15 protein-coding genes and 1 pseudogene are annotated in these 21,559 nt (G+C 65.3%); 5 read left to right on the forward strand and 11 right to left on the reverse strand.

Annotated elements, in window-relative coordinates:
* Positions 1-119: 119 nt before the first annotated feature.
* From pbpC to prpB, 6 genes are all read right to left on the reverse strand, one after another.
* Positions 120-2,462 carry a penicillin-binding protein 1C gene (pbpC, locus tag ABE493_RS16285; protein ID WP_430980805.1) on the reverse strand — a complete coding sequence of 781 codons (2,343 nt, stop codon included), beginning with the start codon at positions 2,460-2,462 and terminating at the stop codon, positions 120-122.
* A gap of 160 nt (positions 2,463-2,622) precedes the next feature.
* The gene (locus ABE493_RS16290; RefSeq protein ID WP_430980803.1) at positions 2,623-7,530 is read right to left on the reverse strand and encodes an MG2 domain-containing protein; all 4,908 of its coding nucleotides are present in this window, start codon (positions 7,528-7,530) and stop codon (positions 2,623-2,625) included.
* Between the two features lie 206 nt (positions 7,531-7,736).
* On the reverse strand, positions 7,737-8,930 hold the full coding sequence (prpF, locus tag ABE493_RS16295; RefSeq protein ID WP_346499930.1) for a 2-methylaconitate cis-trans isomerase PrpF: 1,194 nt from the start codon (positions 8,928-8,930) through the stop codon (positions 7,737-7,739).
* Between the two features lie 105 nt (positions 8,931-9,035).
* Positions 9,036-11,651, reverse strand: a complete 2,616-nt coding sequence (gene acnD, locus ABE493_RS16300; RefSeq protein ID WP_346499931.1) for a Fe/S-dependent 2-methylisocitrate dehydratase AcnD — start codon at positions 11,649-11,651, stop codon at positions 9,036-9,038.
* A gap of 380 nt (positions 11,652-12,031) precedes the next feature.
* Positions 12,032-13,189 (reverse strand): bifunctional 2-methylcitrate synthase/citrate synthase, encoded by a 1,158-nt coding sequence (gene prpC, locus ABE493_RS16305; protein ID WP_346499932.1) that lies wholly within the window; start codon positions 13,187-13,189, stop codon positions 12,032-12,034.
* 151 nt (positions 13,190-13,340) lie between these two features.
* Complete coding sequence (gene prpB / locus ABE493_RS16310) at positions 13,341-14,225, reverse strand: methylisocitrate lyase (RefSeq protein WP_346499933.1); 885 nt, start codon at positions 14,223-14,225, stop codon at positions 13,341-13,343.
* 114 nt (positions 14,226-14,339) lie between these two features.
* On the opposite strand from prpB, the gene ABE493_RS16315 reads away from it, so the two are divergent.
* Positions 14,340-15,563 (forward strand): citrate synthase family protein, encoded by a 1,224-nt coding sequence (locus tag ABE493_RS16315; RefSeq protein ID WP_346499934.1) that lies wholly within the window; start codon positions 14,340-14,342, stop codon positions 15,561-15,563.
* Positions 15,564-15,877: 314 nt separating this feature from the next.
* Here ABE493_RS16315 and ABE493_RS16320 read toward each other — a convergent pair whose 3' ends face one another.
* Genes ABE493_RS16320 through pdxH form a run of 4 tightly spaced genes read right to left on the reverse strand, consistent with a single transcriptional unit; the run spans position 15,878 to position 18,055 of the window.
* Positions 15,878-16,666 (reverse strand): cobalamin-binding protein, encoded by a 789-nt coding sequence (locus tag ABE493_RS16320; protein ID WP_346499945.1) that lies wholly within the window; start codon positions 16,664-16,666, stop codon positions 15,878-15,880.
* Positions 16,666-17,004, reverse strand: coding sequence for a hypothetical protein (locus ABE493_RS16325; RefSeq protein ID WP_346499935.1), 339 nt, complete (start codon positions 17,002-17,004; stop codon positions 16,666-16,668). The genes ABE493_RS16320 and ABE493_RS16325 overlap by 1 nt, the downstream gene beginning before the upstream one ends.
* Positions 17,001-17,459 carry an aminoglycoside 6'-N-acetyltransferase gene (gene aac(6'), locus ABE493_RS16330; RefSeq protein ID WP_346499936.1) on the reverse strand — a complete coding sequence of 153 codons (459 nt, stop codon included), beginning with the start codon at positions 17,457-17,459 and terminating at the stop codon, positions 17,001-17,003. The genes ABE493_RS16325 and aac(6') overlap by 4 nt, the downstream gene beginning before the upstream one ends.
* Positions 17,456-18,055: a pyridoxamine 5'-phosphate oxidase gene (gene pdxH, locus ABE493_RS16335; RefSeq protein ID WP_346499937.1), complete on the reverse strand. Its 600-nt coding sequence runs from the start codon at positions 18,053-18,055 to the stop codon at positions 17,456-17,458. The genes aac(6') and pdxH overlap by 4 nt, the downstream gene beginning before the upstream one ends.
* Before the next feature lie 42 nt (positions 18,056-18,097).
* Between pdxH and ABE493_RS16340 the strand changes: the two genes are divergently transcribed.
* Positions 18,098-18,931, forward strand: coding sequence for a kinase (locus ABE493_RS16340; protein WP_346499938.1), 834 nt, complete (start codon positions 18,098-18,100; stop codon positions 18,929-18,931).
* A 169-nt stretch (positions 18,932-19,100) separates the two neighbouring features.
* Here the strand turns inward: ABE493_RS16340 and ABE493_RS16345 are convergent, their stop codons facing one another.
* Positions 19,101-19,304: a dodecin family protein gene (locus ABE493_RS16345; protein ID WP_057629454.1), complete on the reverse strand. Its 204-nt coding sequence runs from the start codon at positions 19,302-19,304 to the stop codon at positions 19,101-19,103.
* 99 nt (positions 19,305-19,403) lie between these two features.
* Between ABE493_RS16345 and ABE493_RS16350 the strand changes: the two are divergent.
* The 3 genes and pseudogenes from ABE493_RS16350 to ABE493_RS16360 form a co-directional block, all read left to right on the forward strand.
* A pseudogene (locus ABE493_RS16350) lies at positions 19,404-19,925 on the forward strand (shikimate kinase); the annotation flags it as partial.
* Between the two features lie 18 nt (positions 19,926-19,943).
* Complete coding sequence (gene aroB / locus ABE493_RS16355; protein WP_346499946.1) at positions 19,944-21,053, forward strand: 3-dehydroquinate synthase; 1,110 nt, start codon at positions 19,944-19,946, stop codon at positions 21,051-21,053.
* A gap of 196 nt (positions 21,054-21,249) precedes the next feature.
* Positions 21,250-21,501, forward strand: a complete 252-nt coding sequence (locus ABE493_RS16360; RefSeq protein ID WP_057629428.1) for a WGR domain-containing protein — start codon at positions 21,250-21,252, stop codon at positions 21,499-21,501.
* Positions 21,502-21,559: the final 58 nt, after the last annotated feature.

Below are 21,559 nucleotides of genomic sequence, written 5' to 3' on the forward strand. Positions count from 1 at the left end.
GCTTACGCCGCTCCTACAATGTTGATGATTGCCTGGAAAGCCTCTGCCGAGCATGGCTCGGCACTACGCATTGCCTGGAAACCTTCTGCCGAGCATGGCTCGGCACTACGGGGTGGTGTTCAGTTCATTACGCGGAAGCGCACGCGGGTCCAGGCGCCGTCGGATGCCAATGCGGTCAGGGTGTGCTCGCCGACATCATTGAAGTCACGCATGAAGGTGCGTGTGCCCTGTGTCTGCGCGATCCAGCGGCCATCCAACAGCCATTCAATCGTCGCCTCGCTGCCCAATGCGCGCAGCTGCAGACGCGGGCCGTGCTGCGCACCCGGCGCGCGCGCCAATGTGGCCAGATCATTCAAGCCTTCGATATGCAGCACGCCGTCGGATTGGCGCCCATCATCGGCACAATCCGATGCCAAGGGCGGCAGACTCTGTGCCTGCCGCTGGGCCACGCTCAGCCACGGCGAGGCCAGTGCAGGCCAACGGGCGATCTCGCGCTGCTCCACCTGCGCATGCCCCTCACAACCGGGTGATAGCCGCTGCCCGCTGCGTGCATCCACCTGGAAACGCATGCGACCGGATTGCCATAGCCGCGCTTCGCGCTCGGGAAAACTGGGCGGCACCACGCCGTCCAGCACCCAGGCTGGAAAGCGCCGCTGGCACATCGCTGCTGGCGTCTGCTCAGCGGCAATGCCCAGTGGCCAACAGATCTCGACTTCACTGACACTGTCCGGCCGCGACCGCACCGCGTTGTCGCCGGCCTGCCGTGGCAGGCTATCGATGACCTCGAACATCAGTGGCAAGGCGGTAACCGCGCCGTACTGGCCGGGCAATGGCGTGCCATCGGGCCGGCCCACCCACACACCAACGGTATAGGTGCGGGTGCTGCCTATCGCCCAGGCGTCGCGGTAGCCGTAACTTGTGCCGGTTTTCCATGCCACGCGCGGGCGGCTGCCGGTATCGAAGGTGCCCACGCCATAACCGGGGCGCGGGTTGGACTCCAACACGTCGCGCACGATCCAGGCAGCGCCCGGCGACACCAGACGGCGCTCGATGCGCGGGTCCTTCGGCGTGTAACGCACCCGCCCGGCGATACCTTCGCGATTGAGCGCGGAGAACGCGCCAACCAGATCTTCCAGCCGCGCGCCGGTGCCGCCAAGAATCAGCGCAAGACTGGGCTGGGTTCCACGCGGGAAGCGCAGGTTGATACCGGCATTGCCCAGCCGCGCGGCAAACCGCGCCGGCCCTACCCGCTCCAGCAGATCCACCGATGGCACGTTCAAGGACAGGCGCAGCGCGGTGGCCGCACCGACCGGGCCGTTGAAGGCAGCATCGAAGTTGCCGGGACGGTAGCCACCGAAACTCTGCGGCGCATCGACAATCAGGCTTTCCGAATGGATCAGGCCGTCATCCAGCGCCATGCCGTACAGGAAAGGCTTGAGCGTCGAACCGGGCGAGCGCCAGGCTTGGACCATGTCCACATGGCCAAGCCGTGCCTTGTCGCCAAAGCTCACCGAGCCGACATAGGCCCGCGCTTCCAAGGTGCTGTTGTCCATCACCAGCAGCGCCGCCGAGGTGCGCTCCGGCAACTGCGAAAAATAGGAAGAAACGCGCTCTTCCAACGTGCGCTGCAAGCCGCTGTCGATGCTGGTTTCGATCTGCGGCACACGCGGTTGTGCGCTGCGCATGCGCTGCGCCAGCAAGGCGGCGTGCAGAGGCTGCTGCAGTGAGCGCGCGACCACCGGCTCGATGCGTGCATCGGCCACATCATCGGCCGACCACACACCGAGTTCGGCCATGCGCGCCAACACCTTGTCGCGGGCACGCTGCGCCGCTTCCGGATGCCGGTCCGGGCGCAGCCGGCTTGGGGATTGCGGCAGCACCGCCAGCAACGCGGCTTCTGCCTGCGACAGATGCGTCGCTGACTTGCCCAGATAGGCCCAGCTGGCCGCTTCCACGCCTTCGATGGTGCCACCGTAAGGCGCGCGTTCCAGGTACAGGTCCAGGATCTGCGCCTTGCTCAGGTGCACTTCCAACTGCAGCGCACGCAGCAACTGCTTGAGCTTGCCCCACGGGGTGCGCGTATGCGGGTCGAGGATGCGCGCAACCTGCATGGTCAAGGTCGAGCCGCCGGAGACGATGCGCCGTTCCAGCAGCATCTGTTTGCCGGCGCGCAGCAACGCCCAGGGATTGATGCCCGGATGCCGCCAGAACCAGCGGTCCTCGTAGGTCAGCAAGGCCTGCAGATACAACGGCGAAATTGTCTTTACGTCAGCCGGGTAACGCCAAACGCCTTCCGCATCGGCGAAGGCGCGCAACGGCGTGCCATCGCGCGCCACCACCAGCGTGCTGGTGTCACGCGACTTCGGCAGCGGCGGTGGGAAGGCCAGGTCCAGCACCAGCAGCACTGTCAGCAGCGCGGCAACGGCCCAACGCAGATTGCGAAGCGTAAGCACGGCACGCAGACGGGGGCCAACGTGTTTCAGCCGAGGGGCGCGCGCGTTCACTGTGGATGGTTCTTCAAACGTTGCCTGTGGAGCTGGGGCGGAATGGCTTGGCCGTGGAAGAGCTTACCCCTCCCCAGCCCTCCCCTTGCCATCGGCAAAGGGAGGGAGCAGGAGCCGATTACGGCTGCACCACCGTGATGGTGCTCGGGTTGGAACGGCCAACACCGCGCATGTCGGGACGGTACATGTCCTCGGCCAGTGGCGGCGGCACCATGTAGGTACCCGGGGTGACCGCACGCACCAGATAGAACACGTGTGCGGTGCTGCCACGCGAGAGCTTCAATGCCGCCACGTAGCGGTCGTCACGGAACTCTTCATGCTTGACGTCAGCAGCGCTGGAGCGGTCACTGACCTTGACCTCGCCCACCACCACATCGGCCCATTGCTTGGCGTCGCCGAGGTTGAAGTTTTCGATCTCCAGCCCGGCTGGCAGCAGGTCGGTCAGCAAGGCATCGGGCATGTTCGAGTTGGCGGTGACACTGAGCCGCACGATCAAGGCCTCGCCTTCCTTCAGCGGCCGCGGCGTCCACGGCTTGCCGTCGGTGCCGAACCAGGACCGCTCGATGCCGATCACGCTGTTGTCCGGTGCCGGTGGCTGGCGCGGAATACCGGCCACATCCAGGCTGGCGAACATCGGTGCCTCGCCCTGCGGCGAGAAACGCACGCCCTGCGCCAACTGCGCCATGTCGAACACGCGCCCGAAGGCCTTGCGGGCGTCGATGTTCTCGACCTTGTCGCCTACCGCCAGCTCGCCGGACACCAGCTTCTTCTGGTTGGCCATCAAGGCCTTGCCCAGACGCGCCAGCGCCACCTGCTCCTGCGTGCTCAGCCACATCAGGCCACTGCCACGGCGCACGTCCAGGGTGCGCCCCAGATCGATCACGCGCGCATCGTATTCCGGCTTGGACAGGCCGCGCTCGTGCAGCAGCGCGATCATCAAGGCCTCGTCGCGCAGGCGGGTGCCGTAGTCGCCGAAGTACTCCGGACGGTCCGCGCTGGATTTTGCAAAGCCCGCAGCGATGGCGGCCTGGCCGCGCTTGCTGTCGCCCTGGATCGCCAACGCCGCACCCAGATGCACCAGCGACAAGCCGGTCACTGCCTTGCTGCGTTCGTTGTCCCACAGCGTGCGCAGCGTGCCCAGTGGCGCGCGGTTGACCCGTGCCAGCACGTAGCCCGAATAGGCCTGGTTGGCGAACTTCAGCCCATCACGGCGGTCACTGCCGTAGAACTGGTTGCCGCCGCTGAGCAGGTCCTCGCTGATCCGGTTCAGTGCCTTCTGCAGCACGTTCTCCGGCACCGCGAAGCCGGCATCCTTGGCGTCGAGCAGGAACTCGGCGACATACGGGGTCAGCGCCGGGTTGATGTAGTCATCATCGCCCCACATCGAGAAGTTGCCATTGGCCACCTGCATCGAGGCCAAGCGGCCGAACGCGCCTTCCATGCGCTCACGGCGGGTTTTGGCATCCAGCCCATCGGCGCCAAGCATGGCCGAGGTGGCCTCATCCAACATCAGCGCTGCGTAGCCCTTGCTGGTGGTCTGCTCGGCGCAGCCGTAGGGGTAATTCAACGCGCCCTGCAGCGCCGAGGCGAACGGGATCGGCGGCAAGGCGCTGACCAGCATGCGCGCATTGACCGAGCCGCCCATCAGGCCGTTGGCGAAACTGCTGTCCAGGGTGACCGGCACCAGCGGATCCAACGTGCGGCTCTGCGAACGCAGCACCGACGGCCACGCCGCACGTACCGGCAGGTCGTAGCGCCGGTCCACCTTGAAGCCGTTGCCGTCGACACGTACCCGCACCTTGGCCACGCTATAGCCTTCCTGCGCGGTCAGCGGGAAGCTCAGGGTGCTCTTGGCGTCGCCGGCCAGCTGCACCGTCCGCGTCGATTCGGCGATGCCGAGCGGGCCTTCGCCATCCACGCGGACATTGAACTCGCCCGGCTTGCCGGTGAAGTTCTGCACGTCCAGGGTAATGGTGCTGCGGTCACCCGGCGCCATCACCCGCGGCATGCTGGCTTCGGCCAGGATCGGCGCACGCACCAGCGTTTCCACATCGCGGTTGCCGTAGCGGTCGGCCGAATACACCATCGTCGATACGCGCAGGGTGCCGTTGAAATCCGGTACCTGCAGCTGCACCCGCGCATTGCCCTTGGCATCCAGCGCCACCGGCCCGGAGAACAGATCCACCGTCTGCACCCGTGCGGTAGGCCGCTTGGCCTGCGGCAGTGCCGCCAACGCCATGTCGCCACCGAACTTGAGCTTGCCGCTGTTGCCCTCGAAGCTCTCGATCACCCGGCCATAGATGTCATAGGCATCCACACCCAGGCGCCGCTGCGCGAAGAAATGCCCGGGTGCATCCGGCACCGGGAAACGGGTGATGTTGAGAATGCCCACGTCCACCGCCGAAACGGTAACGTGCGCCGGCTTGCCAGCCAGCTCGGGTGCGCTGACGGTCACCGTCATCGGCTGTTCCGGGCGCATCTGCTTGGGCGCGATCAGGCCGACCGCGACGCGACGATCGCGACGATCCATCGGTACGTGCACCACGCCCACGGCGCGCGCCGGGGTGATCTTGCTGGGCGCACTGCCACCACGGAATACCAGCGCGGTGATGTAGACATCGTGCCGCTCCCAGTCCTTCGTCACCGGGATTTCGAAGGTGCTGCCCGGCTTGGCATCGATGTCCTGCACATACAGCATGTGGTCGCTTTCCACCATCAACACGCCACGACCGGCATGCGGCGGGGTCAGCGTGACCTTGAGCGTGTCGCCGTCGCGGTAGGCGGTCTTGTCCAGCGACAGCTTGACCTTGTCAGGCCGTGCATCCAGGCCACGGTTGTCGTCGTTCCAGCTCCAGCCGGCGCGGAACGGATAGCGCATGGTCAGGCCGGTGGCCGGGTCGAACACGTCTACCCGGTACTCGCCCCACTCCACCGGGAAATCGAACCGGACGGAGGTTGCACCGGCATCGACGGTGCGGGTCTCCTTGTTCTCGAAACGGCGGGTGAAGTCGTAATCCCAGCGGTTGTCGGTATAGGTCCAGTGGTAATCACGCAGCTCGCGTACCAGGGTGATCTTCAGGCCCTTGGCCGGCTGCGGCTTGCCATCGGCATCCACCCGCATCAGCTCGAAGCGGGCGTTGGCATTGGCATCGGCGCCATCGGTATCGTTGAACAACGGGCGCACCGCGACCAGCGCTGGCGCCGGCCACATCACCCGCTTCATCGTGCGGGTAACGGTGCGGCCGCCGGTTTCATAGACGCTGCCCGAGAGCAGCGCGGCCACGGTGGTGGCCTTGCCTGCTTCGGCGGGCAATGCCACGTCTTCGCGCAGCTTGCCGTCCTTGGGCAAGGTGGTGTCGATCACGTCATTGGCTTCGCGCGGCAGCTGCACGGTCGGGTCGCCGAAGAACCAGCCCGGCATCGACTCCACCGGGTGCTGCTCCACCGCCACCGCCAGGCGCGCGGTGAAGCGATTGCCATCGGCCGGTGCGCCGTACAGATAGGCCGCGTCGGCCTGCAACTTCAGCGGCTCGCCCGGCTTGAGGGTCTTCTGCGTGCTGCCCAGGTCCAGCTTCATGCGCTCGGGCAGGAACTCCTCGATGCGCAGCGTCATGCCCTGCACCGCTTCCTTGCTGGCCGGATCGGTACGGAACTCAACGGTCCAGCGCCCGGTCGGCGCCTCCACCGGGATGGTCTGCTCGAACGAGAAATAGCCTTGCTCGCCGGGCTGCAGGCGGGTCTCGCGGAAGGTCTTGCCGTCGGGCTGCTTGAGCCGCAGGAACACCGGCTGGCCGCCAGTGGCCGGCCCGGCCAGGGTCTTGCCGTCGTTGTCGCGCAGCAGCGCGGAGATGCGCACGGTCTCGCCGGGGCGGTAAAGATCACGTCCGGACCAGGCGAACACATCGAAGTTGGCGTTCTGGCGCCCGGCAACCGCAAACTCGCTCAGGTCCAGCGCAGGCTGGTTGAACGGCAGCATGGTGGTGTCGCTGCCGCTGCTGGCGACCAGCACATGCGCGGCGTCCAGCGTGTAGTTGAGCAAGGCGTTGCCGTTGCCGTCGGTCTGGCCTTTGAGGATGACCTCACCCTTGGCGTCGATGACCTTCAGCTCGACCTTCTTGGCCGGCGCGCCGTCGGCCAATGAAGCGGTATGGACGAACAGCTTGTCCTTGTAGGCGCGGGTATGCAGGCCGATATCACTGACGGTGAAGAACGAGGTATCGAACTCGCTGTCAAAACTGCCGGTGCGCTTCATCACCGCGAAGTACAGACCGGGTTGCTGCAGCTCCTTCACGTCCTGGATCGGCAGGTAGGTCAGCACACGCTCGTTCTGCTTGCCGCCCAGCACGAAACGATTGACGTAGACCGGCTCAGCCAGCTGCGACAGCGGCGTGCGGTCACTGTATTCACTGTCCAGCTCCCAGCTGCCACGGCGACCGCCGCGCTGGTACTGGCTGAAGAAGGTGGGCAGGTCCTTTTCGCGCACGCGCAGGAACTCGACATCCACCTCCGGCACATTGACCGACACCACCGGCAAGCCGCGGCTGTCCTTGGCCGGCAGCACGCTGCCCTGCGAAGCGAAGCCCACCGCCGGATCAAGTTCGCCGGTGAAAACCTTCTGCTTGACCTCGGTGCCCAGCCGGTTGCCGTCGGCAGCCAGCAGATCGGCCGAGATGATCAGCGTGTATTCCTGGGCCGCCTCCACATAGGGATAGCGCAGGGTCTTGCCGTCGTCGGACAGCGACCAGCTGCTGTCCTCGTTGCCGACCTTCTCCTCGAAGCGCAACAACTTGTCGAAATCCTGGGTGCCGACCAGCGGGCGCGTGAACTCAACCGCCAGCGCAAGGCCGTCGCCGCTCTTCTGGTCCGGGTAGGCGCGCAGCATGGCGAAGCCCTTGACCTCTTCCTGCTTGGTCTGGATCGCCTCGCCGGTAGCCCCGGGCAGCTGCCCGCTTTCGTTCCTGCCGCATCCTGCAACCAGGGCCAGCGCCACCATGGCGACCGCCGCCCAACGAATACGCTTCAACATCCTGTTAACCATGGCGTCCTCCCGCAGATGGGCGGAGTATAACCAGCCAGCACGCAAAGCCTTGTGTAACGGTGCGCATTCCGCAGGCGATTCGTCTGGAAGCGGGGCCTGCTGCGGTCGCGCTGACTTGCCGCCCGCCCCCGCGCTAAAGCAAAGGGCCACTGCTGCCAGTGGCCCTCGCCTGGTGCCGCATCAGCCTGGAAAACTCAGAACGCATCACCCGGCACGCGCACCCAGCCTTCCATCAGGATGCGGGCACTGCGGCTCATTACTGCCTTGGTCACCGTCCACTGGCCGTCGACCTGGCTCACTGCGGCGCCCACGCGCAGCGTGCCGGACGGATGGCCGAAGCGCACCGCATCGCGCTGGCCACCACCGGCGGCGAGGTTAACCAGCGTGCCCGGCACCGCGGCGGCGGTGGCGATGGCAACCGATGCCGTGCCCATCATCGCGTGGTGCAGCTTGCCCATCGACATGGCGCGGGCATTGAGATCAATGTCGGCGGCATGGATCTGCTTGTTGCCGCTGGACACATAGTCCTGCGGCGGCGCGACGAACACGACCTTGGGCGTGTGCTGGCGCTTGATCGCTTCTTCTGGCGCCTTGATCAGGCCCATACGCAGGGCACCGGCAACGCGGATCGCTTCCAGCTTGACCAGCGCGGCCTTGTCTTCATTGATGGCCGGCTGCAGTTCGGCACCGCTGTAGCCGACGTCGGCAGCGTTGACGAACACTGTGGGGATGCCTGCAGTGATCATCGTTGCCTGCAGCGTACCGACGCCGGGCACGTCCAAAGCATCGACCAGATTGCCGGTGGGGAACATCGCACCACCGCCCTCACCGTCGCCTTCATCGGCCGGGTCGATGAACTCCAGCACGATCTCGGCAGCGGGAAAGGTCACGCCATCCAGCTCGAAGTCGCCGGTCTCCTGCACCAGACCGTCAGTGACCGGCACGTGCGCGATGATGGTCTTGTTGATGTTGGCCTGCCAGATACGCACTTCGCAGATGCCGCTCTGCGGTACGCGCGCAGCATCAACATAGCCTGCGTGCAGCGCGAACGCGCCGGCAGCGGTGGACAGGTTGCCGCAGTTGCCGGACCAGTCGACGAAATCGGTGTCGATGGAAACCTGGCCATACAGATAGTCGATGTCATGGCCGGGTTTGCTGCTGGGCGAAATGATCACGCACTTGCTGGTACTGGAAGTCGCACCGCCCATGCCATCGGTGTGCTTGGCGTAGGGATCGGGCGAGCCGATTACACGCTGCAGCAAACGGTCGCGGGCAGTGCCGGGCTGCTGCGCGCTGGCGGGCAGGTCCTGGAGGCGGAAGAACACGCCTTTGGAGGTGCCGCCGCGCATGTAGGTAGCGGGGATCTTGATCTGCGGGGTGTGGGACATGTTCAGGCTTTCCTACTTGGTTCTTGATGTGAAGGATCGGATGCGGCATCAGCCACCCCTGCCCTCACCCCAACCCCTCTCCCGCGGGCGGGAGAGGGGCTCTTGTCATGCGTTCGCCGACTCCAGGAAATCCTGCGCGAAGCGCTGCAGCACGCCGCCGGCTTCGTAGATCGCCACTTCTTCATCCGAATCCAGACGGCAGATCATCGGCACCTTCAACACTTCACCGTTGCGACGGGTGATGACCAGGGTCAGGTCCGTGCCCGGCGTGCGCAGGCCCTGCACGTCGTAGGTTTCAGTACCGTCGATGCCCAGCGTGTTGCGGTTGATACCCGGCTTGAACTCCAGCGGCAGTACGCCCATGCCGATCAGGTTGGTGCGGTGGATGCGTTCGAAGCCTTCGGCAGCAATCGCTTCCACGCCGGCCAGACGCACGCCCTTGGCGGCCCAGTCGCGCGAGCTGCCCTGGCCGTAATCGGCACCGGCGATGATGATCAGCGGCTGCTTGCGTTCCATGTAGGTCTCAATCGCTTCCCACATGCGCATGACTTTTCCTTCCGGCTCAACCCGCGCCAGCGAACCCTGCTTCACGCTGCCGTCTTCGTTGCGCACCATCTCGTTGAAGAGCTTGGGGTTGGCGAAGGTGGCGCGCTGCGCGGTGAGGTGGTCGCCGCGGTGGGTGGCGTAGGAATTGAAGTCCTCTTCCGGCAGGCCCATCTTGGCCAGATACTCACCGGCCGCGCTGGAACGCAGGATGGCGTTGGACGGCGACAGATGGTCGGTGGTGATGTTGTCCGGCAGCACGGCCAGCGGCAGCATGCCGCGCAGCGTGCGCTCACCGGCCAATGCACCCTCCCAATACGGCGGACGGCGGATATAGGTACTCTGCGGGCGCCAGTTGTACAACGGGCTGACCTTCTCGCCGTGTTCGACGCGCACGTTGAACATCGGGTTGTAGACCTTGCGGAACTGCTCCGGCTTGACCGAGGCCTTCACCACCGCATCGATCTCGGCATCGCTCGGCCAGATGTCCTTCAGGCGCACTTCGTTGCCGTTGGCATCCACACCCAGCACATCCTTCTCGATGTCGAAGCGCACGGTGCCGGCAATGGCATAGGCGATCACCAGCGGCGGCGAGGCGAGGAAGGCCTGCTTCGCATACGGATGGATGCGGCCATCAAAGTTGCGGTTGCCGGACAGCACGGCGGTTGCGTACAGATCCCGGTCGATGATTTCCTGCTGGATCGCCGGATCCAGCGCGCCGCTCATGCCGTTGCAGGTGGTGCAGGCAAAGGCAACGATACCGAAGCCCAGCTTTTCCAGATCCGGCAGCAGGCCGGCTTCTTCCAGGTACAGCTGCACGGCCTTCGAACCCGGCGCCAGCGACGATTTGACCCACGGCTTGCGGCTCAGCCCGCGCGCATTGGCGTTGCGCGCCAGCAGCGCGGCGGCAATCACGTTGCGCGGGTTGGAAGTATTGGTGCAGCTGGTGATCGCAGCGATGATCACCGCACCATCCGGCATCAGGCCCTCGGCTTCCTCGACCTTGCCGCTCTCCAGCTTGGCTTCGTCGGCAATGCCGCGTTCGGCCAGATCCGATACCGGCAGGCGCTTGTGCGGATTGCTGGGGCCAGCCATGTTGCGCACGACGCTGGACAGATCGAACTCCAGCACGCGCTCGTACTTCGCCGTTTCCAGCGCGTCGGCCCACAGGCCGGTGGTTTTGGCGTATTTCTCGACCAGCGCGATCTGTGCTTCTTCGCGGCCGGTCAGGCGCAGGTAATCAATGGTCTGCTGGTCGATGTAGAACATCGCCGCCGTCGCACCGTATTCCGGGCACATATTGGAAATGGTGGCGCGGTCGCCGATGGTCAGTGCAGCGGCACCTTCACCGAAGAATTCCAGCCACGCACCGACCACGCGCTCCTTGCGCAGGAACTCGGTAATCGCCAGCACCACGTCGGTGGCGGTGATGGTCGGCTGCGGCTTGCCGGTCAGCTTGACGCCGATGATGTCGGGCAGGCGCATCCACGAAGCGCGGCCCAGCATCACGTTCTCGGCTTCCAAGCCACCCACGCCAATGGCGATCACGCCGAGCGCGTCCACGTGCGGGGTGTGGCTGTCGGTGCCCACGCAGGTATCCGGGAAAGCCACCCCGCCCTGCTGGTAGATCACCGGCGACATCTTCTCCAGATTGATCTGGTGCATGATGCCGTTGCCCGGCGGAATCACATCGACGTTTTCAAAGGCCAGCTTGGTCCAGTCGATGAAGTGGAAGCGGTCTTCGTTGCGGCGGTCTTCGATGGCGCGGTTTTTGGCGAACGCATCCGGATCGTAGCCACCGCATTCCACTGCCAGCGAGTGATCGACGATCAGCTGCACCGGCACCACCGGATTCACCTTGGCCGGGTCACCGCCCTTGTCGGCGATGGCATCACGCAGGCCCGCCAGGTCGACCAGCGCGGTCTGGCCGAGGATGTCGTGGCAGACCACGCGTGCCGGGAACCAGGGGAAATCAAGGTCGCGCTTGCGTTCGATCAGCTGCTTGAGCGAATCGCTCAGCGTGGCCGGGTTGCAGCGGCGCACCAGGTTTTCGGCCAGCACGCGCGAGGTATAGGGCAGCGTGGCGTAGGCGCCGGGCTGGATGGCATCGACTGCGGCGCGTGCATCGAAGTAATCGAGCGTGCTGCCGGCGAGGTGTTTGCGGTAATCGGTATTCATGGCTGGCCTGTGAGGGTCTGGGCTTGCTGGTGTGCGTTGGTTTACCCGCGGGTGCCTGCAATTGCAGCAAACCCACAGCACCACATGGAATCTGGCAACTCCCTTCTCCCGCTTGCGGGGGAAGGTGCCCGAAGGGCGGATGGGGGGAGCTCTTGCTCTTGCTCTTGCTCTCGCTTGAGCTCCAGCTTTGCTTCGCTCTTTTTCAACGGGCTTGAAGCTTGATCTACGTGCTAGAAGCCTCCCCTCACCCCAACCCCTCTCCCGCAGGCGGGAGAGGGGCTTTATCTCGCTTGTGACGAAGATGGTGCAGGCGCCATCCCGCTTGTGGCGAAGATGGTGCAGGCGTCATCTCGCTTGTGGCGGAGATGGCTTTGGTTTCATTAAGCGCGCTTATCCAACGGCACGAAGGTCTGGTCTTCCGGCCCGGTGTAATTCGCGCTCGGGCGGATGATCTTGCCGTCGATGCGCTGTTCGATGATGTGCGCGCTCCAGCCTGCAGTACGTGCGATAACGAACAACGGGGTGAACATTGCCGTGGGCACACCCATCATGTGGTAGCTGACCGCGCTGAACCAATCCAGGTTCGGGAACATCTTCTTGATGTCCCACATCACCGCTTCCAGACGCTCGGCAATGTCGTACATCTTCATGTTTTCCTGCTCGGCCGACAGCTCGCGCGAGACGTCCTTGATCACCTTGTTGCGCGGATCGGACACGGTGTAGACCGGGTGGCCGAAACCAATCACCACTTCCTTGCGCTCGACGCGGGCCTTGATGTCGACCTCGGCTTCGTCCGGGGTTTCGTAGCGCTTCTGCACTTCGAAGGCGACTTCGTTGGCACCACCGTGCTTGGGACCGCGCAGTGCACCGATACCACCGGTGATGGCGCTGTACATGTCGCTGCCGGTACCGGCGATCACGCGGCAGGCGAAGGTCGAGGCATTGAACTCGTGTTCGGCGTACAGGATCAGGCTGGTGTGCATGGCCTTGACCCAGGACTCGCGCGGCTGCTCACCGTGCAGCAGGTGCAGGAAGTGGCCGCCGATCGAATCATCGTCGGTCTCCACGTCGATGACCTTGCCGTTGTGGCTCCAGTGGTACCAGTACAGCAGCATCGAACCCAGGCAAGCCATCAGCTTGTCGGCGATGTCGCGTGCGCCCGGGTGGTTGTGGTCGTCCTTTTCCGGCGACACACAGCCGAGCACGGAAACACCGGTACGCATCACGTCCATCGGGTGCGCCGAGGGCGGCAGTTCTTCCAGCGCGGCCTTGACCGATGCCGGGATGCCACGCAGCGCCTTGAGCTTGGCCTTGTAAGCACGCAGCTCGGCCTTGTTGGGCAGCTTGCCGTGCACCAGCAGATGGGCGATTTCCTCGAACTCGCTGGTATTGGCCAGGTCCAGGATGTCGTAACCACGGTAATGCAGATCGTTGCCGCTACGGCCAACGGTGCACAGCGCGGTATTACCGGCAGCGGTGCCGGACAGGGCGACGGACTTCTTCGGCTTGAACGCCGGTGCGGCGGTGGATTCGGACATGGTGTGAACCTCGCTCAGATACGGGATTTTGAAGCCCTTCTCCCATCGGGAGAGGGGGTGGGGTGAGGGTGCGGTCAGAGCCACGAAGACCTGGTCGTACCCTCATCCGGCGCTACGCGCCACCTTCTCCCAGTGGGAGAAGGAAGTGCAGTTACTTCTTCGCAGCGAACGTCTTGTCCAGGCTGCGCTCGAATTCGTGGTAACCGATACGGTCATACAGCTCCTCGCGGGTCTGCATGCTGTCCACCACGTTACGCTGGTGGCCATCGCGGCGGATGGCTTCATACACGCTTTCGGCTGCCTTGTTGGCCGCACGGAATGCCGACAACGGGAACAGTTGCATGGCCACACCGGCCGAGGCCAGTTCGTCGCGGCTGAACAGCGGGGTCGCACCGAACTCGGTGATGTTGGCCAGCAATGGCACCTTCACCGCATCGGCGAAGCGCTTGTAGGTGTCCAGGTCATACGCTGCTTCGGCGAAGATGCCGTCAGCGCCGGCTTCCACGCAGGCCAGTGCGCGCTCGATGGCGGCGTCCACACCTTCCATCTGGATGGCATCGGTGCGGGCGATCAGGAAGAAATCCGGATCGGTCCTGGCGTCGGCCGCGGCCTTTACCCGGTCCACCATTTCACCCTGCGACACGATCTCCTTGCCCGGGCGATGACCGCAGCGCTTGGCGCCGACCTGGTCTTCGATATGGCAGGCAGCAGCGCCGGCCTTGATCAGCGACTTCACCGTGCGCGCGATGTTGAACGCACTGGGGCCGAAGCCGGTATCGATGTCCACCAGCAGCGGCAGGTCGCAGACATCGCTGATGCGGCGTACGTCGATCAGCACATCTTCCATCGTGTTGATGCCCAGGTCCGGCAGGCCCAGCGAGCCGGCGGCAACACCGCCACCGGACAGGTAGATGGCACGGTAGCCGGCGCGCTTGGCCAGCAGGGCGTGGTTGGCGTTGATGGCGCCCACGATCTGCAGCGGGGTTTCGGCGGCCAGTGCGGCGCGGAAGGCTGCGCCGGCGGAAGAAAGACTCATTGGGTGGCTCCTGGCGGGGCGGAGGCGAGCATGCCATTCCGCTATGGCGCTCAATCTGTCACTATCCGATGCATTGATCAATCTTGATTCAATCAATCAACATATTGAATGCGCATGTCCGAGCACACCGACACCGAACTGATCACCGCCAATGAAGCCTGTGCCCTGCTCGGCATCAGCGCCGCCACGCTGTATGCCTATGTCAGCCGGGGGCAACTGAGCTCGCGGCCGGGACCACAGCCACGCAGCCGGGTGTACCTGCGTGCGGAGGTGGAGCGGCTGGCACAGCGCAAGCGCGCCGGCCGTGGGGCCGAACGCGGTGCTGCGCAAAGCCTGGATCGCGGCCTGCCAGTGCTGGAGACGCGCATCTCGCTGATCCGCCCGGACGCGCCCTATTACCGTGGCCGTTCAGCGGTGGCTGCGGCACAGGCCGGCGCCACCCTTGAGGACATCGCGCGGCTGCTATGGGAATGCGACGACCAGGACCCATTCGCTGCCACCGCGCCGGCCGCGTGGCCACCACGGATCGCCAGCCTCGCACTGGACACGGAACTGCCGCCGGTGGAACGCGCAATGGCCTGCATCCCATTGCTGGCACTGGAACAACGCCAATCGCTCAATGCCGCCATCGCAGTACGGCGTGAGGTTGCAGCCATGCTGCTGCGGCAGAACGCGGCGCTGCTGGTCGGTACCGAGCCGGATGCGCGCCCCGTGCATCGCCTGCTGGCCGATGCGTGGCGTCCGGGTGATGCGGCATTCGCCGAGCTGGTGCGCTCGGCGTTGGTGCTATGCGCCGATCACGAGCTCAATGTGTCCGCCTTTGCCGCGCGCGTGGTGGCCTCCACGGGTGCGCACCTGCATGCCACCGTCAGTGCTGGTCTGGCCGCGCTGTCCGGCCCCCGCCACGGCGGCGCCACCGCCCGCGCGCATGCCTTGCTGCTGGATGCAGAAGCCAGTGGCGCGCCTGCCACGTTCATTGCCGAACGTTGGCGGCGTGGCGACGAGCTGCCGGGTTTCCATCACCTGCTCTACCCCGACGGCGACCCGCGCGGCGCTGAAGTGCTGCGCCAGCTGCGCGCCTCATGCACCGACTCCCCGCGCTTGCGCCAGGTGGAAACAGTGCTGGCCGCCACCGAAGAAGTCAGCGGCCAGCATCCGAACATCGACGGCATGCTGGGCGCCATCTGCTACGTGTACGAACTGCCGGGGGCGCATGCACTGGTGATGTTCGCCACTGCGCGTCTTACCGGCTGGCTGGCGCATGCGCTGGAGCAACAGGCATTGGGCACCTTGATACGGCCGCGTGCGCGCTATACGGGGTTGGCGCCGAGAGGGTAACGCGCCGTTGCTCCCTCCCTTTTGCGAAAGACCAAGCGATAGCTGGGAGGAGCGCGCCGTTGCTCCCTCCCTTTTGCGCAGCAAAGGGGGTGAAGAAGGGCTGCTTGCGCGCCACCGGCGCGCGGCCTGATGAACGACCGAAGGCTATGCCTTCGGGCCGGGCGGGTTGGGGAGGGGTGAGCTTTTGGCGCCTTCTCACATTTCCAGCTTCGCGGCTTATGCCGCTCCCACATCCGGGCGATGCAGCTGATTGCAGTTGAATCGGCGGATTGGTTGCTGTTGGCTTCGCGGCTTACGCCGCTCCTACAACATTCCTACCGCTTCGACCATTGCTGGATGATCTGAGCTATTGCCTGCACGCCATCGGTGAGTGCGGCCGGGCCCGGCTGCAGGATCAGCGGTGATTTGATCTCATGCAGTTCGCCATCGCGTACCGCATTGATGGCCTCCCAGCCGGGCCGCGCTGCGACCCGCTCGGGACGGAATTTCTTGCCGCACCATGAGCCGATGATGATGTCCGGGTTGCGCGCGATCACCGGATCGCCATCGGCAAGAATGCGCGCCTTGGCCAGCGGCTCGCGCGACAATTCGGGAAACACATCGATGCCACCGGCGATCTCCACCAGCTCGGCGCCCCATTGGATACCGGTGATGATGGGCTCGTCCCATTCCTCGACATAGACGCGCGGACGCTGCGGCAGCGTTGCCGCCTGTGCGGCGATCGCATCCAGGCCGCGCTGCAGCTCATCGGCATACGCGCCGGCGCGCTCGGCCACGCCCACCAGACCACCCAAGCGACGGATGTAATCGAGGATGCCAGCCACGCTGCGATGGTTGGCAATCCAGACTTCCACGCCATTGCGGATCAACTCCGCCGCGATATCAGCCTGGATATCGGAAAAACCAATCGCCAGATCCGGCTTGAGCTTGAGGATCTCCCCCACCTTGGCGCTGGTGAAGGCACTGACCTTGGGCTTGTCGCGGCGCGCCTGCGGCGGCCGCACGGTAAAGCCGCTGATGCCGACAATGCGGTCCTGCTCGCCCAGGGCGTAAAGGGTCTCGGTGGGTTCTTCGGTAAGACAGACAATGCGACGCGGGCCGATCATGCGACGGCGAACTCCGTTGTATCGACGAAAACCGCCGGGGTATTCCAGGGATGATGCGCGGCAATGGCCGCCAACAGGTCTTGCAGGCGTTGCGCATCGCGCGGGATGCAGAACTCCAGGCGCACCGAGGGCTGATATACGCGCTCACCGCCCTGCCCCTGCACGCAACGGGTGCCGTCCAGCACCCGGAACTGCTCGCGCGCGTCCGATTCCCACATGCCATCGGCGTAGCCGCCGGCGGCCAGATCATCGACCGCCAGGATGCCCTGCTTCAACCGCGTCAGGTCGGCCGGCGGTACGAACACGGTGATGCGGTAGAGCGGAAGCAGTTTCATGCCGCCGGCGCGTCCAGGCCCATGCAGTAATAAACCACGCGTTCGGTTTCGACAAAGCCGCTGGCCTTGTGCGCGGCCTGGGCCTGCGCATTGTCCAGCGCGGTATCGGAGGCCAGCTCGCTGCAGCCCTGCGTGCGTGCCCAGTGCGCAACCTCGGCCACCAGCGCGCGACCGATGCCACGGCCACGCTGGCTTTCAATCACATACCAGCCTTCGAGAAAGCCCACCGGCGAACGGGAGGTGCCATTGACGTAGTCATGCCGCAGGCTGGCTTCGGCCAGGCCCACCGCTTGGCCCTGCGCGAAGGCCAGCAGCACGGTACCGTCTTCTTCCAGCATGTGCTGCAGCTCGGCCAGATCCGTCTCGCAATCAGCCCACAAGGCGCGACGCAACTGCGCCCACGCCGGCCAGTCACTGGCCAGCGCGCGGCGGATGTCGACGCCGGCCCGCTTCACGGGAACAGCATCCGCTTGCTCCACTCCCCCGCCGCATCGGCCTCATAGCACCAACGCTCGTGCAGACGGAAATCGGCGCCGTACCAGAATTCGATCCGGCGCGGGACGATACGCACGCCACCCCAACCGTCCGGGCGCGGCACATCGCGGCCTTCAAAGCGCGCCTCGAAATTGGCCAAACGCTGCTCGAATTCCTCGCGCGACGCCAGCGGCTGCGACTGCACCGATGCCCACGCGCCGATCTGGCTCATGCGAGGGCGGCTGGCAAAATAGGCGTCGGCTTCAGCCGCCGATACCAGCTGCGCGTCACCTTCAATGCGCACCTGGATGCCGGCTTCGCGCAGGCTGCGCCACAGGAACAACAACGCCGCCGCGCGGTTCTCATGCAGCTCACGACCCTTGCGGCTGTCCAGGTGCGTATAGAACACAAAACCACGTTCATCGAAGGCCTTGAGCAGCACCGTGCGCGCCGAAGGCCGGCCGTCGATGTCAGCGGTGGCCACGGTCATCGCGGTGGCATCGATTTCCTTGCCAGCCTTGGCCTCTTCAAACAATGCGGCGAAAGTTGATAACGCTTCTGCATAAAGATTGGTCATGGTCCTGCTTCGTACGCCACGGGTTTGGGCTATTGTGGCGTCATGTCCCCCGCTCCGCACAGTTTTTCCCAACGCCGCTTTGCAACCGCATTGGTGGCGCAGGCCTTGGATGATGCCTTGGCCAGTGCCAGCAGCACGCCGATCCTTGCCATCAGTGGCGTGCAGGGCAGCGGCAAATCCACGTTGGCAGGCCAGATCGTGGAGCTGGCGCGTAGCCGTGGCCTGTGTGCCGCCGCAGTCTCGATCGACGACACCTACCTGACCCGCGCGCAACGCCAGCGCCTGGCCGACCGCATCCATCCGCTGCTGGCCACGCGTGGGCCGCCCGGCACGCATGATCTGGCACTGGCAATGGCCACGCTGGATGCAGCCAAGGCCGGCCAGCATTTCCCGCTGCCGCGCTTTGACAAACTCGCTGACGAACGCGTGCCGGAAGCGCAGTGGAAGCAGGTCGAACAACCGCTGGATCTGCTGGTCTTCGAAGGCTGGTTCCTGGGCACGCCGGCCGAAGCCGATGAGGCGCTGCGCACGCCATTGAACGCATTGGAACGCGATGCCGATGCCGACGGCAGCTGGCGGCGCTGGTGCAACCAGGCATTGGCCGAGCACTACCCGGCCTTGTGGCAGCGCTTTGACCGCCTGTGGATGTTGCAGCCGCCCAGTTTCTCAGTGGTGCCGCACTGGCGCTGGCAGCAGGAGCAGGCACTGCAGCAGGCCTCACCCGGCCGCAGCAGCATGACCCGGCCGCAGCTGGAACGTTTCGTGCAGTTCTACGAGCGGATCAGCCGCCAGGCGCTACGCACCCTGCCGGACATTGCCGACCGGGTGATTGCCCTGGATGCACAGCGGCAGCCGCTGGCCGACGCGCAGGGCTGACACGCCGCCACAGCGCCAAGGCCTGCCAGATACAAGCTGGCCGCCACCAGCGGCCGCGTTCAAGCAGCAGCTGGCCACATGACCGACAGGAACGACGCGACGGCGCAAGCGCCGCCGTGTCGTTGCGTGGCCGCGCCCCGGCGCAGGCCGTGCGCGGCCGACGCGTGATTCATTGCACCAGGAAGGTAATCCGCAGATTCACCCGCCATTCGATGATGTTGCCGTCACCGTCGGTGACGACCTTGGTCTCGTTGACCCAGGCGCCCTGGATGCCCTTGACCGTCTCGGCAACCTTTTTGATACCACTGCGCACGGCATCCTCGACGCTGGTCTTGGAGGACGCGCTCACTTCAATGATTTTCGCCACTGACATGTCCAACTCCTTGGTTGCACCACGAACCATTCGTGGAGCTGCCGAGCTTGGCTGCTACCGTGTTAAGGCACTGACACGAGGTGCTAGCATCTTCCTGCAATGAATCCAGCCCCCAATCTCATCCTGGTCGGCCCGATGGGCGCCGGCAAAACCAGCATCGGCCGGCGCCTGGCCGAGCGCTTTGGCCTGGCGTTCGTGGACGCCGACCAGGCCATCGTCGATGACGTCGGCTCCAGCATTCCCGCCATCTTCGAAAATGTCGGCGAAGCGGGCTTCCGTGCACATGAAAAGCGGATCCTGGCCAAGCTGCTCGACGGCAGCGGCCTGCTGATCTCCACCGGTGGCGGCAGCATCCTGGACCCGGAAAACCGCCAGCGCATCCGCGCGCAGGGCTTTGTGGTCTATCTGCGGGTCAGCGTGGCCTCGCAGCTGCAGCGCCTGCACCGCGACAAGACCCGCCCGCTGTTGCAGCGCGAGGACCGCGAGCAGGTGCTGCACACCATGGCCGCTGCCCGCGACCCGCTGTACAGCGAGGTCGCCGACCTGATCATCGACACCGATCTCTACTCCCCCGCCGATGCCACCGCGCACACCGTCACCCGGCTTGCCGCGCAATGGCAGATTCTGGAACCCACCCGCATGACCGCCCCCTCCCACACCGTCGCCGTTGGCGGCGACCAGCCCTACCAGATCCATATCGGCCCCGGCCTGCTGTCGCAACCGCAGGCGTTGCTGGCCGCAATCCGTGGCCGCCATGTACTGCTGGTCAGCGACGACACCGTCGCACCGCTGTATCTGGCACAGGTACAGAACGCGCTGTTGTCGGCCCGGCCCGATCTGAAAATCGGCCAGCACGTGATCCCGGCCGGTGAAGCGTCCAAGACCCTGGACAACTTCGCCGCGGCGATCAACGCGCTGGCCAGCCTGGGCGCAACCCGCGATGCCTGTGTACTGGCACTGGGCGGCGGCGTGGTCGGTGACCTGGCCGGCTTTGCCGCGGCCTGCTGGATGCGCGGCGTCGACTGCGTGCAGCTGCCCACCACCCTGCTGTCTATGGTCGACTCCTCGGTCGGCGGCAAGACCGCGGTAGACATTCCACAGGGCAAGAACCTGGTGGGCGCCTTCCACCCGCCGCGTGCGGTGGTTGCCGATACCAGCGCACTGCGGACCCTGCCACTGCGCGAACTGCGCGCCGGGCTGGCCGAGGTGATCAAGTACGGCGCAATCCGCGACCCGCTGTTTTTCCAGTGGCTGCAGGCCGAACGTGAGGCCCTGCTGGCCAGCGACGACAGCGTGCTGGCGCAGGCGATTGCCCGCAGCTGCGAACACAAGGCCGAGATCGTCGAACGCGACCCGCTGGAAAAGGGCGAACGCGCCCTGCTCAACCTCGGCCACACCTTTGGCCATGCGATCGAAACAGCGCAGGGCTACGGCGCGCCGGGCAATGACAACCTCAACCATGGCGAGGCGGTAGCGGTAGGCATGGTGCTGGCGGCCAGACTGTCCGCAGCCCTGGGCATGGCCGATGCGGCAGACACCGAGGTACTGCGGGAGCTGCTGCAGGCCTATGGTCTTCCAACCTCCATCCCGGCCGGGCTGGACGCGCAGGCGCTGCTGGCGCACATGCGGCTGGACAAGAAGAACATCGCCGGGCGTCTGCGCCTGGTGCTGTGGCGCGGCATCGGCAAGGCCGAGGTCGTGCCGGATGTGGATGAAGCCGCAGTGCTGGCGGTATTGCGGGAAGGCTGAGCGGCAGTGCTTGAGCCCCCTCTCCCAGCGGGAGAGAGGTTGGGGTGAGGGTCCGGGCGAAGCCTGATGGCGCCAAAAGAGCATGCGGCTTCGCCCGCACCCTCATCCGCCCTTTGGGCACCTTCTCCCAACGGGAGAAGGAAGTCGCGGGCCCCCAAACCAGCCCAAAATCCGCACACCGGCTACAATCGTCGCCATGCGCGTCCTACTGCAACAGCCGCCCAGCGGCAATGAAGCCCCCCGCTATGTACAGCTCTCCCTGGTGCCGGATCTGCTCGGCGGCTGGGAACTGCTGCGCGAGAGTGGCCAGACCGGCGGCCGCATCCAGCTGCGCCGCGAGCTGTTCCTGCAGCATGACGAAGCCATCCACGCCTTCGAGAAAGCCCGCGACGGCCAAATCAAGAAAGGCTTCCAGGTAATGTTCACCGCCGGCCAGCCCGCGCCCTGAATCCCGTATTCCCTGCAGGTGCGCCGCAGCGCGCCTGCGGACCTCAGCCTCCAGGAGT

Origin of the sequence: Stenotrophomonas terrae, from assembly GCF_039674165.1 — a bacterium.
Taxonomy (GTDB): Bacteria; Pseudomonadota; Gammaproteobacteria; order Xanthomonadales; family Xanthomonadaceae; genus Stenotrophomonas; species Stenotrophomonas terrae_A.